At 72.7% G+C, this 15,485-nt stretch carries 13 protein-coding genes; 7 read left to right on the top strand and 6 right to left on the bottom strand.

Annotation, left to right across the window (positions count from 1 at the left end; genetic code table 11):
• Nucleotides 1-64 precede the first annotated feature (64 nt).
• From IWX63_RS01445 to IWX63_RS01430, 4 genes are read left to right on the top strand one after another with little or no spacing between them, the layout of a single operon-like run.
• Nucleotides 65-1,288, top strand: a complete 1,224-nt coding sequence (locus IWX63_RS01445) for a cysteine desulfurase family protein (protein ID WP_199276367.1) — start codon at nucleotides 65-67, stop codon at nucleotides 1,286-1,288.
• Nucleotides 1,285-2,424: a tRNA 2-thiouridine(34) synthase MnmA gene (gene mnmA, locus IWX63_RS01440; protein WP_199276366.1), complete on the top strand. Its 1,140-nt coding sequence runs from the start codon at nucleotides 1,285-1,287 to the stop codon at nucleotides 2,422-2,424. The genes IWX63_RS01445 and mnmA overlap by 4 nt, the downstream gene beginning before the upstream one ends.
• A 43-nt stretch (nucleotides 2,425-2,467) precedes the next feature.
• On the top strand, nucleotides 2,468-2,911 hold the full coding sequence (locus IWX63_RS01435) for a chorismate mutase (protein ID WP_199276365.1): 444 nt from the start codon (nucleotides 2,468-2,470) through the stop codon (nucleotides 2,909-2,911).
• Nucleotides 2,904-3,935: a hypothetical protein gene (locus IWX63_RS01430; RefSeq protein ID WP_199276364.1), complete on the top strand. Its 1,032-nt coding sequence runs from the start codon at nucleotides 2,904-2,906 to the stop codon at nucleotides 3,933-3,935. The genes IWX63_RS01435 and IWX63_RS01430 overlap by 8 nt, the downstream gene beginning before the upstream one ends.
• A 27-nt stretch (nucleotides 3,936-3,962) precedes the next feature.
• On the opposite strand, the gene IWX63_RS01425 is transcribed toward IWX63_RS01430, so the two are convergent.
• From IWX63_RS01425 to IWX63_RS01400, 6 genes are all read right to left on the bottom strand, one after another.
• The gene (locus IWX63_RS01425; protein WP_199276363.1) at nucleotides 3,963-4,880 is read right to left on the bottom strand and encodes a DUF4166 domain-containing protein; all 918 of its coding nucleotides are present in this window, start codon (nucleotides 4,878-4,880) and stop codon (nucleotides 3,963-3,965) included.
• A 78-nt stretch (nucleotides 4,881-4,958) separates the two neighbouring features.
• The gene (locus tag IWX63_RS01420; protein WP_199276362.1) at nucleotides 4,959-6,251 is read right to left on the bottom strand and encodes a DUF58 domain-containing protein; all 1,293 of its coding nucleotides are present in this window, start codon (nucleotides 6,249-6,251) and stop codon (nucleotides 4,959-4,961) included.
• 64 nt (nucleotides 6,252-6,315) lie between these two features.
• Complete coding sequence (locus tag IWX63_RS01415) at nucleotides 6,316-7,512, bottom strand: AAA family ATPase (RefSeq protein WP_334685533.1); 1,197 nt, start codon at nucleotides 7,510-7,512, stop codon at nucleotides 6,316-6,318.
• Nucleotides 7,509-8,798, bottom strand: coding sequence for a DUF4350 domain-containing protein (locus IWX63_RS01410; RefSeq protein ID WP_199276361.1), 1,290 nt, complete (start codon nucleotides 8,796-8,798; stop codon nucleotides 7,509-7,511). The genes IWX63_RS01415 and IWX63_RS01410 overlap by 4 nt, the downstream gene beginning before the upstream one ends.
• Nucleotides 8,795-9,454 carry a DUF4129 domain-containing protein gene (locus tag IWX63_RS01405; protein ID WP_199276360.1) on the bottom strand — a complete coding sequence of 220 codons (660 nt, stop codon included), beginning with the start codon at nucleotides 9,452-9,454 and terminating at the stop codon, nucleotides 8,795-8,797. Before IWX63_RS01405 ends, IWX63_RS01410 begins: the two co-directional genes overlap by 4 nt.
• Nucleotides 9,455-9,497: 43 nt before the next feature.
• Entirely contained in the window at nucleotides 9,498-10,958 is a 1,461-nt protein-coding gene (locus tag IWX63_RS01400) for a glycerophosphoryl diester phosphodiesterase membrane domain-containing protein (RefSeq protein ID WP_199276359.1), read from the bottom strand.
• Between the two features lie 168 nt (nucleotides 10,959-11,126).
• On the opposite strand from IWX63_RS01400, the gene mtrA reads away from it, so the two are divergent.
• The 3 genes from mtrA to IWX63_RS01385 all read left to right on the top strand — a co-directional run bounded on the left by mtrA (nucleotide 11,127) and on the right by IWX63_RS01385 (nucleotide 15,470).
• The gene (gene mtrA / locus IWX63_RS01395; protein ID WP_199276358.1) at nucleotides 11,127-11,804 is read left to right on the top strand and encodes an MtrAB system response regulator MtrA; all 678 of its coding nucleotides are present in this window, start codon (nucleotides 11,127-11,129) and stop codon (nucleotides 11,802-11,804) included.
• A 79-nt stretch (nucleotides 11,805-11,883) separates the two neighbouring features.
• The gene (gene mtrB / locus IWX63_RS01390) at nucleotides 11,884-13,695 is read left to right on the top strand and encodes an MtrAB system histidine kinase MtrB (RefSeq protein ID WP_334685532.1); all 1,812 of its coding nucleotides are present in this window, start codon (nucleotides 11,884-11,886) and stop codon (nucleotides 13,693-13,695) included.
• A complete protein-coding gene (locus IWX63_RS01385; protein ID WP_199276357.1) occupies nucleotides 13,695-15,470 on the top strand; it encodes an LpqB family beta-propeller domain-containing protein in 1,776 nt (591 codons plus the stop codon). Before mtrB ends, IWX63_RS01385 begins: the two co-directional genes overlap by 1 nt.
• Nucleotides 15,471-15,485 lie beyond the last annotated feature (15 nt).

Genomic DNA, 15,485 nt, shown 5'->3' with positions numbered 1-15,485 from the left:
TGGGCGGCGCGTGACGGACGCCACCGGAATCGGCGGCCCGGCGCGGCGCCCGTAGAATCGGAGCATGCCCGTGTATGTCGATCACGCGGCGACCACGCCGATCTCGGCGCCCGCGCTCGCCGCCCTCACCCGCGAACTCAGCCGGAGCGGGAATCCTTCCTCCCTCCACGGCTCCGGCCGGCGTGCCCGTCGATCGGTCGAGGAAGCCCGCGAGACGATCGCGTCGGCGGCCGGGGCGCACGCCTCGGAGGTGATCTTCACCTCCGGCGGGACCGAGGCGGACAACCTCGCGATCAAGGGACTCTTCTGGGCCCGCCGCGCGGCGGACCCGTCCCGTACGAGGATCCTGTGCAGCTCCGTGGAGCACCACGCCGTCCAGGACACCGTCGAGTGGCTCGGGCGCCACGAGGGCGCCGAGGTGGTGTGGCTCCCCGTCGACGCCACCGGGCTCGTCTCCCTCGAGGCGCTGCGGACCGCGCTGGCCGAGGCCCCGGACCGGACCGCGCTCGTGACGGTCATGTGGGCCAACAACGAGGTCGGGACCATCGAGCCGGTCCGGGCCATCACGGCGGAGGCCGCGCGGTACGGGGTCCCCGTCCACAGCGACGCCGTGCAGGCGTTCGGCTCCGTCCCGCTGTCCTTCGCCGACTCGGGGCTCGCGACCATGGCCGTGAGCGCCCACAAGATCGGCGGCCCTGTGGGCGTCGGCGCTCTGCTGGTGGGACGCGCGGTGACGCTCACGCCCGTGCAGCACGGCGGCGGGCAGGAGCGGGACATCCGGTCGGGCACGCTCGACGGCGCGGGTATCGCCGCATTCGCCGCCGCCGCCGACGACGCCGTCGTCCACCTCGCGGACGAGGCGCCCCGCCTGGCCGCCCTGCGGGACCGCCTCATCGAGGGCATCCGCGGCGAGGTCCCGGAGGCGGTGCTGCGCGGCGTCGCGCATCCGGCTCCCGAGGGCACCCGGCTCCCCGGCAACGTGCACTTCACCTTCCCCGGCTGCGAGGGCGACTCGCTGCTGTTCCTCCTCGACCTCGCGGGCATCGAGTCCTCCACGGGATCGGCCTGCACCGCCGGCGTCCCCAGGCCGTCGCACGTGCTGCTCGCCATGGGCCTGACGGAGGACGAGGCCCGGGGCGCCCAGCGGTTCAGCCTGGGGCATACATCCACGGCCGACGACGTTGACGCGGTGGTGGGTGCCATAGGCGAGGCGTACGGCCGCGCCCGCAAGGCCGGAATGGCCGGACACGCATCGACCATCCAGACGGCAGGAACGGGTTTCTCATGAGGGTACTGGCAGCGATGAGCGGCGGCGTCGACTCCGCGGTGGCGGCGGCACGGGCCGTCGAGGCAGGGCATGACGTCGTCGGCGTCCACCTCGCGCTGTCCCGCATGCCCGGGACGCTCAGGACGGGCAGCCGCGGCTGCTGCACCATCGAGGACTCGCGGGACGCCTGGCGCGCGTGCGACATCCTCGGCATCCCGTACTACGTCTGGGACTTCTCCGAGCGGTTCAAGGAGGACGTCGTCGACGACTTCATCGCCGAGTACGCCGCAGGCCGCACCCCGAACCCCTGCATGCGCTGCAACGAGCGCATCAAGTTCGCGGCGCTGCTCGAGAAGGCGCTCGCGCTCGGGTTCGACGCCGTCTGCACCGGCCACTACGCGAAGGTGGTCGAGGACGCCGAGGGGAACCCCGAACTCCACCGGGCGGCGGACTGGGCGAAGGACCAGTCCTACGTGCTCGGCGTGCTCACCCACGAGCAGCTGAAGCACTCCATGTTCCCGCTGGCGGAGACGCCGTCGAAGGCCGAGGTGCGTGCCGAGGCGGAACGCCGCGGCCTGTCCGTCGCGAACAAGCCCGACAGCCACGACATCTGCTTCATCCCCGACGGCGACACCCGCGGCTGGCTCGAGGAGCGCATCGACATGACCGACGGGGACATCCTCGACGTCGACGGCGGGAAGATCGGCAGCCACCCCGGCGCGAACGCGTTCACGGTCGGCCAGCGGCGCGGCCTCAAGCTCGGCACCCCGGCCGCGGACGGCAAGCCCCGCTTCGTGCTCGAGATCCGGCCCAAGCAGAACGAGGTCGTCGTCGGCCCCGAGCACCTGCTCGCCATCGACGAGATGCGGGGCATCAAGGTGTCCTGGGCCGGCGTGCCCATCGACGAGGTGCGGACCGGCGACGAGTTCGACTGCATGGCCCAGGTCCGGGCGCACGGCGATCCCGTCGCGGCCCGCGCGAGGGTCGAGGAGGACGGCGGCGCCCAGCAGCTCGTGGTCCGGCTGATCGAGCCGATGCGCGGCGTGGCGCCCGGGCAGACCGTGGTGCTGTACCAGGGCACGCGGGTGCTCGGCCAGGCGACCATCGACTCCGCCCGTTCCGCCCTCCGCCCCGAACCGGCCGCGCTGCAGGGCTAGTCGCAGTTCACGGAGCCCCGTGGGGTTCTGCTTGACTGGAGTCATGACGCATCCACGCAGCGGCTTCGACCCGGCCGCCAGTTCGCTCGCAGGAGACGTAGCTCCCGAGGTGATGGCCGAGCTGCTCTCGGTGAGGAGCTCGATCGACAACATCGACGCGACCCTCGTGTATCTCCTCGCCGAACGCTTCAAGGCGACGCAGCGGGTGGGACACCTGAAGGCCGAACACGACCTCCCCGCCGGCGATCCGCAGCGCGAGGCGGCCCAGATCGCCCGCCTCCGCATGCTCGCCGAGGAGGCGCAGCTCGATCCGGCGTTCGCCGAGAAGTTCCTGAACTTCATCATCTCCGAGGTGATCCGCCACCATCAGGCCATCTCCGAGAACCGCCGGCCCGCCGCCGACGCCGCCGGCCGGGCCCCGGAGGCACCGGCCGGGCCCTTCCCGAAGGCACCCGCCGGGCCCGGGACGCACGGCCCGCATGCCTGACGGGACGCGGGGACCCGCCGTCGGGTCGACGGCTCCCGGCGACTGGCCGGGCACGGATCCGCACGAGGCGAATCGTGCCGTGCGGGGCGAGCTCGGGGGAGCGAACCTCCCCTTCCTGCCGTCCCTGCCCGCGCGCGGTCCCGGGAGCGACGCCGTCGGACGGACGCTCGGCGTGCTCGTCGAACTGCCCTTCGACCTGCAGCCGCACGGCTGGCGCCTCGTCCCTCGGCCCGGCAAGGACCAGCGCCGCGCGGAATCGGCCCTGTCCTCCGACATCAATGCACTGGGGGACGTCGCCGGCGCCGAGGAGAGCCCCGCCCCGCGGGTGAAGCTGCACCTCCACGGACCGCTGTCGCTGGCGGCCGGCGCCCACCTGCACGGCGGCGAGCGCGTCCTGATCGACCACGGCGCGCGGCGCGAGCTCTACGAGTCGCTTGCCGCCGGCGCCGCGGACCTCGTCCGCCGCGTGTCCGCGGTGGCCAGGGGAGCTGGGGTGCTGGTGCAGTTCGACGAACCCGACGCCGACGACGTCCTCACCGGCAGGGTGCCCACCGCGAGCGGCTACCGGACCGTCCGCGCGCTGGATCGCCGCGAGGCGACCGAGGCGTGGGATCTCGTGACGGCGTCCGTCGTCGCCGCCGGCGCAGCAGGCACGGTGCTGGCGCCCGGGCACGGGGACGTGGCCGTCGATGCTGCGCGGTCCAGTGCGGCGCCCACCCTGTCCCTGGATCTGCGCCGCATCTCCGATCGCCGCTGGGAGGACCTCGCCGGGGACATCGAGTCCGGGAGGCAGCTCTGGCTCGCGATCCTCGATACCCGGACCGGGATCCCCCAGGTCAGGGTCCTCGCGGAATCGGTGCTGGCCGCCTGGCGCCGGGTGGGACTGCCCGCGACGGCGCTCGCCTCGCTGACGATTACCGCGTTGCCGGGCCTCGACGCGCTGACCCCGGTCGGGGCCACACAGGCCCTCACCCGGCTCGCGCAGGTCGCCGACGCCCTGGACCAGGTCCGCGCCGAAGGGTGATCCGCGCCGACGCCGGCGGGGGACAGATCAGACGCGCTCTTCCCAGCGCTGCGGCCGGACCTCGAGGGGCAGGACGCAGTCGAACTCCTCGAGGACGTAGTCGAAGCTCCCCGCGTAGACGAGCAGGGTCCCCAGCTGGCGGTGGACGACCCGAGTGCTGATCCTGAACCGGCCGGCGTCGTCGTCCCACCACTGTTCCACGTAGGCGAGCGCGCCGAGCATGTCGGGGAGCGGCAGGCGGAGGCCCGCGAAGACGCGCGTCTGCGAGGACACCATGCGGATGCGGCCGTCAGCGGTGGCGGAGCAGGTCAGGAGCGTGGCCATGCGCCGGTGGCGGCCCACGTAGTCGGTCAGGATGCCGTCGCGCAGCGACGTCGTGTCCTCGAAGACGCGCAGGGCGGAGCCGAAGTCCAGTTCGCGGCGTGCTGTGAGGGCCGGTCGCCCGAACGGGTCGATGTGCGGGTAGTTGCGGATGGTGAACGGGACGTCGCTGTTGTACTCGGGGAAGAACGCGTTCTCGAGGGCGGTGAGGCGGAAGGCGGGGCGGGCGAACCACGCGGGGCAGCCGGCGACGTCGAAGATCCCCCGGCCGTGGCCGGACACCCCGCTCTCCGCGTGCAGGCCGAAGTATTCACGCAGTTCGGGCTGGAGGCGGCCGAAATCGCTGCCCATCGCCTGCTGGTAGATCGAGGTCATGTGAGCCCACTTCCGTCGTCCGGACCCCCAGTCAACCACGGCGGCCAGGTCGCAGGGCTCCTCCGCGCCGGTGGCACGTCCTCCACCCGGGACGGCCATCCGGTGCTCTACGCCCTCGACGAGGACGCCGACGGCCTGCAGCACCGATACCCGTCCTCCAGCACCGGGCAGGCACAGGTGCGGGACGAGGACTCGACGTCCGCGGGAGACGGCAGGGTGGCCCACGCTCGGACCGACGAGTGGGCGCATCCGCTGTCCGCGATCATCAACCCGCACGATCATCGCCCGGAGACCCTGAGCGCCTCCCGACCGGGCGGACGGCTGCTGTCAGAGGCGCCCGGTGGCCTTGAGCCTGATGTAGGTGTCGGCCAGGAGCGGTGGGAGGTCTGCCGGTGTCGCGTCCACGACCTCCGCCCCGAGCAGCCGGATCTGCTGCGCCACCGCGCCGCGGTCCAGGAGGGAGCGCTCCGCGGCGGCCGCCCGGAACGTCGCCGCCGCCGTCGAGCGGTCCGCGCCCATCTCCTCGAGCCGTGGGTCCCGCACCGACGCGACCACGACGACGTGGCGTTCGGTCAGGCCCGGCAGCGCCGGCAGCAGGCCTTCCTCCACGGCCCCGGCATCGAGCGAGGTCAGCAGGACGACGAGGGACCGGTGCGGGGAGACGGCGCGCACCTGCGCGGGGAGGCGGGACCAGTCCGCCTCGATCAGTTCCGGCTCGAGCGGTGCCATGGCGGTCACCAGCGAGGCCAGCAGGTTGCCCTTGGCGGTGGAGTCGACCCGGGCGCGAAGCCGGCGGTCGTAGGCGAGGAAGTGCACCTTGTCACCCCCGCGCTCGGCCAGCACGGACAGCAGCAGCGCGGCCTCGATACCGGTGTCCAGCCGGGGCTCGTCGAGGACCCTCGCCGCGGACGTGCGGGAGGTGTCCAGCACGACGACGACGCGCCGGTCCCGTTCGGGGCGCCAGGTCCTGACGACGGTGTCGCGGCGACGGGCGGTGGCGCGCCAGTCGATCGATCGGACGTCGTCGCCCCGGACATAGTCCCGCAGGGAGTCGAACTCGGTGCCGGCACCCCGGATCTGGACGGCGGCCTGGCCGTCCAGTTCACGCAGGCGGCGCAGCTTGGACGGGAGGTGGCGTTTCGAGTTGAACGGTGGCAGCACCCGCAGGACGCCGGGCGCCGGCACCGTGACCTGCCGCGCGGCCATGCCGAAGGGGCCGGCGCTCCGCACCGTGACCGTCTCCACGCGCAGGATGCCGCGACGCGTGGGGCGGAGGAGGATCGTCATGCGCCGCGCCTCGCCGGAGGGCACGACGACGGACTGTTCCGGGTCCACGGCACCCGCTGAGGGCTGCCACGCCTCGCGCACCGTGGCGCGGAGGGTGCGGGGGGTGTCGTTCCGCAGGACGACGACGCTGCTGCCCGGTTCACCCAGCCGCACGCTGTCCGGCAGGGTCCGGCGGAGGCCCACGCGCCGCGGAGATGCGGCCAGGGCGAGGTCGAGGCCGACGACCACCGCGAGGAGCAGGGTCCAGACCAGGATCGACGTCGCGCCCGGGTACACGATGACGGGCACGACGCCGAGCAGCGCCAGCAGGACCAGGCGGCCGGTGATGACCATGGGAAGAGCTCCTCTCGGACCCCGGGTGGACCGGAGCGTGCCCGGGGCGGGCGGGGTGGTGGGCCTACCGCGGGACGGCGACGGAGCCGAGGATGCTGCCGAGCACGTCGTCCACGCCGACACCGTCCATCTGCGCTTCCGGCCGCAGGGCGACCCGGTGGCGGAGCGCCGGCAGGGTGAGGGCCTTGACGTCGTCGGGGGTCACGAAGGAGCGGCCCGAGAGCCACGCCCAGGCCCGCGAGGTGTTGAGCAGCGCGGTGGCACCACGCGGCGAGACACCGAGCTGGAAGGACGGGGAGGATCGCGTGGCGCGGACCAGGTCCACGATGTACGCGAGGACCTCGGGCGCGATGGCGACGCGGGACACCGCGGCACGCGCCCGGTCGATGTCCGCCGCACCCGCGACGGCCCGCACGCCGGCCGCACCCAGGTTCCGGGGGTCGAACCCGACGCTGTGCCGACGGATCACCTCGATCTCGTCCTCGCGCCCGGGGAGCGGGAGGGTGAGCTTCAGCAGGAAGCGGTCGAGCTGGGCCTCGGGCAGGGGATAGGTACCCTCGTACTCCACGGGGTTCTGCGTGGCGGCGACGATGAACGGCGTCGGCAGGCGCCGGGACACGCCGTCGACGGAGACCTGCCGCTCCTCCATCGCCTCGAGCAGCGACGCCTGGGTCTTGGGCGGGGTGCGGTTGATCTCGTCGGCGAGCAGGATGTTCGTGAACACCGGGCCCTCGCGGAAGGTGAATTCGGAGGTCTTCGACTCGTAGATGAGCGAGCCGGTGATGTCTCCCGGCATGAGGTCCGGCGTGAACTGGACGCGCTTCGTGTCGAGGTCCAGGGCGGTGGCCAGCGTCCGGACCAGCAGGGTCTTGGCGACGCCCGGCACACCCTCCAGCAGCACGTGCCCGTCGGCGAGGACACCGATGAGGAGGCCCGTGACGGCCGCATCCTGGCCCACGATCGATTTGCCCACCTCGGCCCGCACGCGCAGGAGCGCTGCCCGGGCCGATTCGCCGTCGAGGGCTGCCTGGTCGGCGTGGGGATCGGCGGCCCGGCCGGCTGTGTACCCGTGCGCACGACCATCCGCCCGCCCGTACGCCGATCCGTCGGCCCTCCCGTCGGGCTGCCCGTCCGACGGCGCGGTCGGGTCCTCGACGCGCGTCGCCTGATGGGCGCCTCCGGACGGTGTTCCCGGTGTTCCCGCTGCTCCGGGTGCTGCCGGTGCAGCCTGTTCATCCTGCCAGCCTTGGGCCTGGTTCATGACGGCGTGATCTCCTTCTCGAGGTCGAGGATTTCCTGTGCCCAGAGCACAAGCTGGTGGTTGGTGGTCGGGACGTGGAGGAGCCGCTGCTCGAGTTCCGTCTGCGTGCGGCCGCTGTGTCGGGCGGCTGCAGCGATGACCTCCGCGGCAGGGGCCGAACGGTCCACGCGGAGCCGGCGGGCCATCCGGGCGAGGGTCGCTGCGCGCAGGGTGGCCGCCGCGTGCCCCACGGCCCGGGCGTCCTGGTACAGGCGGGCCCGGCCGTCCGCCGTCTCGGCGGCGCGGACGACGACGGGCAGCGGCTCGGCTGCGAGGGGTCCCACGCGTCGTCCCCGCCACAGCATGGCGAGCACCGCACACGCGAGGAGCCAGAGGAGCAGCGGGTTCACCCACGGCGGGAGGAGCGTCGACGGATCGATGCCCTCTCCCGTGGAGACGATGTCCGCCCCGGTGGGTTCGTACCAGACGAGCGTGGCCGAGGAGCCGAGCGCGCGCAGGGCGAGGGCCGCGTTGCCCTCGTCCGTGATGGCCTCGTTGGACAGGATCGACGGGGCGCCCAGGACGACCACCGATCCGTCGGCGCTCGTGGTGTACAGGCCGCCCGTCGTCTCCTCGACAACGACCGGGAAGCACTCGACGGCGCCGGAATAGGCGGTCCCCGTCGCGGTGATCGTGCCCGCCGCCGTCGCGTCCCCGTCGGGGCAGTCGGCGGGCAGCGCCGGCGCGTCGCCGGCCAGGTCGAAGGGGACGGCGCCGACCTGGCTGAAATCGTCGTCGAGGGCGGCGAGCTGGCGCTCTCCCGGCGCGGCGAGGACGGCGCGGTCCGCCAGTGCGGCCAGCTCTCCCACCTGGCCGGCGCTGAGGTACTGCTGCGCGTCGTCGAGGAACAGCGTCGCGGGCCCCTCCTCGAGGGCGCCGATCGCCTCGTCGAAGGAGCCTGCCCGTACGACGTCGACCCCCTCGGCGGCGAGGACCTGCGCGACCGCCCGCGCACCCTGCGGCGCCGCGTTGCCGGGGGACAGCGGACCGGAGTCCTCCTCCGGACCGGAGAGAAGGTTGATCAGGAGGATCAGGGCCAGGACGATCGCCCCGAGGATCAGGGGACGGGAACGCCGCAGCCCGGAGCGGGCGGTCGTCAGCGCGCTCCCGCCGTCGCCCATGACCTCGCGTCCGGCCGCACCCCCGGTCCCGGCGGTTCCGGCGGTCCCGCGGTCGCCCGGCACGACGGCGTCGGAGGAGCCGTCGTCGGAGTGCACCGGGGCAGGTACCTGCTGTCCGCGCGTCACTGCGGTGCCGCCGGCGCCGTCGTCCCCGCGGGCGCCGAGGGGCGTTCCGAGGAGAGGTGCGCGTCGATCCCGGCCGCGCGCCGGTACACGTCCCCGGACGCCGTACCGCTGCCGTAGTGGGTCTCGTTGAACACCTCGGCCAGCCAGGCGACGTCGGCGGACAGTGGCGGGAACACGGCGCCGAGCTGGGCGGCGGCTTCCGTGGCCGTCCGTCCGGGCTGGTCCGCGACCACGAGGCGTTCCTCGGCGGACCGGATGACGGCGCGCAGCACTTCGGCGACGGCCCCGTTCCAGTCCCGGTCGGCGGCGCGGGCGGCAGCCCGGGCACGGTGATGGTCTGCGGAGTGCGTCGCGTCGTCGTCGAACACGGCGGATTCCTGCTTCCTGCCGCGTGCGTTCAGCCGTGGCCTGATGAGCACGACGGCCACGATGATGATGAGCACGGCGCCGAGGGCCAGCACGAGGGTGCCCGGTCCCGGAGCGAGCCCGCCCACACCGTCGAGGAGTCCCCCGATAGCGCGCAGGACCTCGGCGAGGATGCGCTCGAAGATGGTGGGCTGCGCTTCGACGTACGGGGGCCTGGCCAGTTCCTCCTCGAGCAGGCGCCGCGCCTCGTCGGCATCGGGGGTGAGGAGGAAGGAGATCCCACCGGTCATGGGCTGTCCCCCGGGCGGAGCCCGGTCGCGGTGCCGTCCGGCATCAGGCCGGTCCCCCCGGCTGGTGTCCGAACGAGGTGGTGCCGCCGGGCAGGATGTCCGTCCGCCCGGAACCGGCCTGCTCGTGTTCGCGCATGAGCACGACGTCGAACCCTTCCCGGCGGATGCGGAGGTCGACGTACAGGAGGGAGGTGACCCCCGCCTGGAACGCGTAGCCGACCGCGGTGAAGAGGGCCGCGATGGCCTGGGACGCGGCGAGGACCGGCAGTGACTCCATCGCGTCCGGGGCGGCGGAGGCGCTGGTGCTGAAGCCGAAGAAGAGCGTCACCGCGAACGAGAGGGGCGCAGAGATGACGGAGGTGATGATCGAGACGATGATGCTCGTCAGGAGCACGATGCCGAAGGTCCGCCACCAGTTGCCCCGGGTCAGCTGCCATGAACGCCTGATCGACGTCCACGGCCCTACACCCTCCAGCATCAGTGCGGCGGGGGCGACGACGAGCTTCGTGCCCACCCACACCATGGCCACCAGAGCGCCGAGCACGAGGGGGATGATGACGAGCGCCGAGTATTCCTCGAGCCCGAGGATCGCGAGCGCCGAGATGCCCACGAGCAGGGCGAGGGCTGCGAGCCCGGCGGCGAAAGCCAGCAGGCCGAAGCCGAGCAGTGGAAGGATGCGTCCGCGGGCGAGCCGCCAGGCCTGGCCGAAGGTCGTCCCCTGGTTGATGACGGCACGCGCGACGGGGATCACGAGGATCCCCTGGAGCACGAGCAGTGCGACCGCGGAGACGACCCCGGCGACCGACGCGAAGACGCCGAGGCCGGCGAAGGCGCTGATGAGGCTGTCCGGTGTCGGGTCGGCGGATTCGAAGACCTCGAAGGATGACAGGAGATTGCCGAGCAGGAGCACCGTCACGAGGGCGACGACGGCCTGCAGGAGGATGGCGATGCCGAACGTCGCCAGGGGGTTCTTCCGGCAGGCCTGGAACGCGCCGTCGAGGATCTCACCGAGCCCGAGGGGCCGCAGGGGGATGACACCGGGCTTCGGCGGAGCCTGGTAGCCGGGGGCGCGATCGACGCCGGGGCCGCCCAGCCCGGGCGGCGGGTATCCGGTGCCCCAGCCCTGGCTGCCCGCGGGGGGACCGTAGAGCGGCGGCGGGAACCCGCTGCCCGGGGACCCGCCCGGGGTGCCGGGGCTGCCGGCGCGCGGTGGTCCGGCCGGTGGTCCCGCCGGCTGTCCCCACGGGTTGGCCGGCACCGGGGGCCCGGTCGGCGGCGCTCCCCCGGACGGGGCGGCGGGACCGTGCTGCTGTCCGGGGGGCTGCCACGGCGAACCGCCGGGAGCCGGTGGCTGCCACGGGGCGGGGCGCTGCTGCGCCTGACTGCGTGGCTGGTCCCGGTCCTGAGGGGGCGTCCGGTCGGGGGCCGGGTCGGGTGTCCGGTCGGGCGGTGGTCCGTCGCCCGCCTGGCCGCCGTCCGGCTGACCCTCCACCTGATCACTCATAGCGTCCCCTCGGTCGATGCTCCCGGAGGCATGCGATCAGCGGCCCCCTCCTGCATCATAGTGAGCCGCACGTCCATTCGAAGCAGCCGCGCAGCACCGTTTCCGACGCGACATCCCGCACCCCGCGGCGGATGGGACTTTGCGTGGTCGATACGCCAGTATGGGGGTATGAAGGCACGCATACTGGTCATCGACGACGACGAGGCCCTGTCCGAAATGATCGGCATCGTCCTGCGCAACGACGGATTCGACCCGGTGTTCTGTGCCGACGGCGCCGCGGCGCTCGGCGTCTTCCGCTCATCGCATCCCGACCTGGTGCTGCTGGACCTCATGCTCCCCGGCATGGACGGGATCGAGGTGTGCCGTCAGATCCGAGCTGAATCCGACCTCCCCATCGTGATGCTGACCGCGAAGTCGGACACCTCCGACGTCGTGCGCGGCCTCGAATCGGGCGCCGACGACTACGTCCCCAAGCCCTTCAAGCCGGCCGAACTGGTGGCGCGTGTCCGTGCGCGCCTGCGGCCCGCCGAATCCAAGGCCCCTGAGACGCTCCGGATCGGCGACGTGACCATCGACGTCGCCGGGCACGAGGTGGCTCGTGCGGGCCAGCGGGTCTCGCTGACCCCCCTCGAGTTCGACCTGCTGGTGGCCCTCGCCCGGAAACCGTGGCAGGTCTTCACCCGCGAACTCCTCCTCGAGCAGGTGTGGGGATACCGGCACGCGGCCGACACGCGCCTCGTCAACGTCCATGTGCAACGGCTCCGCTCCAAGATCGAGCGCGATCCCGAAGCGCCCGAGGTCGTCCTGACGGTGCGTGGTGTCGGATACAAGGCCGGACAGGGCTGATGGCGGGAGCGCGGACCGCCGCTCCTCCGGCTCCCGCACTCCTCCAGCCGACGCTCGGGCCACGGGCGCGGATCCGGACGTGCCCGCCACCGCGGCCGGGCAGGTGACGTCCACGACGGCCGTGCATGCCGATCCGGCCCCCGGTACGGCGGGTTCCCGCGGCGCCGGCGTGCCTGCCGCGGAGGACACCCGGCCCGTGGACGAGCAGTCCGCCGGGACAGGTCCCGTCGCCTCGAGGCTGCGAGCCGCACCGGTCCGCGCGCGCTCGATGCTGCAGGCGGTGGCGCAGCGCTGGCGCCGTTCCCTCCAGTTCAGGACCGTCGTCGCCACGATGCTGCTCACCTCGGTCTCGTTCGTCGCCGTCGGCGGGTTCCTCTCGAACCAGATCGCCGGCGCCCTCTACGACCAGCGCTTCGACCAGTTCAGCGCCGAGGCCACCGAGGAGTTGACCCGGACGAAGGCGGTCTTCAGGGAATCCTCGGCGACCGACAGCGACACCATCAGCCGCCTCGTCCTGGACTCCGTCGAGGCACTCGTCAGCCTGGACACCGACGCGCCGCGCCACGCGATCCTCGTTCCGATCTCCGGGGACGTCCTCATCCCGACCACGGTCAGCCAGCAGGGCGTGACGGCCAGCATGCTCTCACCGGACCTGCAGGAGGCCGTCGCGGCCGGCTCCGATATCCACTGGGCACCGATGACCATCCCGGTCACGGAGAGCGGGGCGACCGACGCTCCCGGCATCGCGTTCGGCACGCAGGTGCAGCTCCCGCCGGACCAGGCCTCCTACGCGCTGTACGTCTACTACGACCTGTCGGCGATGCAGTCGACCCTCGACGACATCCACCGGGTGCTGTGGCTGGCCGGCGTCGTCCTCCTGCTCGTCATCGGGGCGATCGCCTGGTACGTGACGCGGAGCGTCGTCCGGCCGGTGAGCCACGCGGCGTCCGTGTCCGAGAAGCTCGCCGCGGGCCAGTTGCAGGAGCGCATGGAGGTCAGCGGGGAGGACGAGGTGGCCAGGCTCGGCGTCTCCTTCAACCACATGGCCGGGAGCCTGCAGGACCAGATCACCCAGCTCGCCCAGCTGTCGCAGATGCAGCAGCGCTTCGTGTCCGACGTCTCCCACGAACTGCGGACCCCGCTCACCACGGTCCGGATGGCAGCGGAGGTCCTGTACGACGCGCGCGCGGAGTTCAACCCCATCAACAAGCGGTCCGCCGAGATCCTGTTCGACCAGGTGGAGCGGTTCCAGGCCCTCCTCGCCGACCTGCTCGAGATCTCCAGGTTCGACGCCGGGGCCGCCGTCCTCGAGGCGGAATCGGTCGACATCGTGCAGCTCGTCCAGCACGCGATCGAGGGGGCGCGGCCCCTGGCCGAGCGGCTCGGATCGGAGCTCACGATCGTGTCGCAGGAGGCGCGGTGCATCGCCGATGCCGACGCGCGCCGGATCGACCGCATCCTGCGCAACCTGATCGTCAACGCCCTCGAGCACGGCGAGGCGAAGCCCATGGAGGTCCACATAGCGTGCAGTCCCGAGGCGGTCGCCGTCGCCGTCCGGGACCATGGCATCGGCATGACGACGCTGCAGTCCTCGCGGGTGTTCGACCGTTTCTGGCGGGCCGACCCCGCCCGGGCGCGCACGACCGGGGGCAGCGGACTCGGACTCTCCATCGCCATGGAGGACGCCCGGCTGCACAACGCCTGGCTGGAGGCCTGGGGCATGCCCGGGGAGGGAGCGTGCTTCCGCCTGACGCTGCCCCGGACGCAGGGGACGGAGCTGACGTCGTCGCCCCTTGCCCTGCCGCCCCAGCCGGCCGGCGGATCCGACCCCGAACGGTTCGCCGACGGACACCAGGCGGAACGAACACGTGAACCGAACGAGGGAGAGTAGTGGGAGATCACGCCATGGCCGTCCGGCGGGGGGATCACGCCCCGGCCCGCATCCGCGTCCGCGCCCGTGCCGACGCCCGCGCCTGCGCCGCCAGGATCGCGATGCTGCTCCTCGCGTGTCTCCTCGTGCTCACGGGGTGTTCGGCCATTCCGACGGCGGGGCCCGTGGGCGTGATCGAGGCGTCCGACGGCGAGCCGGACGCCGTGGCGCCGGTGTTCGACCCCGAGGGACCCGCGCCCGGAGCGACGCCCGAGCAGATCCTCCGCGACTTCATCACCGCCGGGACGGGCGCGAGCGACGGTTACAGCGTGGCGCGCCAGTTCCTGAGCCCCGCCCTGCGCGCGACGTGGCAGCCGGAGGAGCGGATCGTCCTGTTCCGCTCCGATCCCCGCGTCGAGAAGCGCGAGGCCGAGGGCGTCTACCAGATCCAGCTCGAGACCGCGGGGACCGTCGATGCCCGCGGGGTGCGCACCAACACGGTCGTCCCCTCGACGGAGACCCTGGGCGTGCGGATGGTCCAGCTCGACGGCGAGTGGCGCATCGACCAGATCCCCGACGGCATCATGCTCGCCCAGAGCAGTGCGCGTGACCTCCTGATCTCGCACAGCCTGTACTTCTACAGCAGCAACTACCGGTACTGGGTGCCTGACGCCCGCTGGTTCGTCCGGCGCACCGGCGTGACCGCGCGGATCGTGGGCGCGATGCTCGCCGGTCCGGCGCCCTACCTCCAGGGGTCCGTCACCAGCGCCTTCCCCGAGGGTGTCACCCTCGCCCGCGATTCCGTCCCGATCACCTCGGGCAAGGCACTGGTCGAACTCTCGCCGGAGGTCCTGGAGAACGCGACCAACCTCAAGCTGCAGCAGATGAACCAGCAGCTCCAGGTCAACCTGCTCGACCTGAACGACGTCACCACCGTGGAGATGACCAGCGACCAGCCCATCCAGCTGGGACCGACGGCGCCCGATCTCGTGAAACCCGACCTGACCCCCGACGTCGGCGGCGAGCAGGTGGCGGTCGCGCAGGGCGAGCTGGTGCGGATCCGCAACGGTGCCATCACGGCGATCGAGGGACTGGAGCCCGTGGGGGCGCTCGAACCGCGAGACCCTGCCACGTCCCTCTCGGGCAGCGCCTACTCCTTCCTCGACCCGGACCGGGAGACCCTCTACGTCACGGCGCCGGGCAGCGAGGCGCGCGCCGTCGTCCGCGGCAGTGCCCTCACGAAACCCTCGTTCGACCCCGAGAACTGGGTCTGGACCACGCGATCGGTCCGGGGGCGGAGCGAGGTGCTCGCCATCCCGCCGGGCGGCACGGAGGCGAACGCCGCCGTCCTCGCGGCCGGGTGGCTGGGGGACAGGAGCGTCAGGGAGCTACGCATCGCCCGCGACGGGTCGCGCGCGCTGATCGTCACGGATCGTGGCGGGGTGGGCGAGGTCCTGCTGGCAGGCATCACGCGCTCGACGGAGGGGGTCCCGCAGTCGCTCACGATGCCGCTCACGCTGCCGACGGACGGGTCGATCGACACGGCCACGTGGGCCGGCCAGAGCGTCGTCGTCGCCTCGTCCGTCGGAGCGGGCGAAGAGGCGACCCCGGTGATCCTCCACCTCGACGGCGATCGCGAGTCGATGGCGATGCTCGACGGCGTGCTCGGCCTGAGTGCGGGATCCGATGTGGAGGACACCCTCTACGCCGAGGCGGGCAGCACCCTGTACCGACGCATCGGGGGCAGCTGGGTTGACGAGCAGCTCGAGGTGACGGACCCGGCCTTCCCGGGGTAGGGGATCTCCACATAG

It is taken from the genome of Arthrobacter sp. CAN_A2, from assembly GCF_015752045.1.
GTDB lineage: Bacteria > Actinomycetota > Actinomycetes > Actinomycetales > Micrococcaceae > Arthrobacter_D.
Note: the sequence above shows the minus strand (reverse complement) of the source record. Positions and strands in the feature narration are given on the sequence as shown.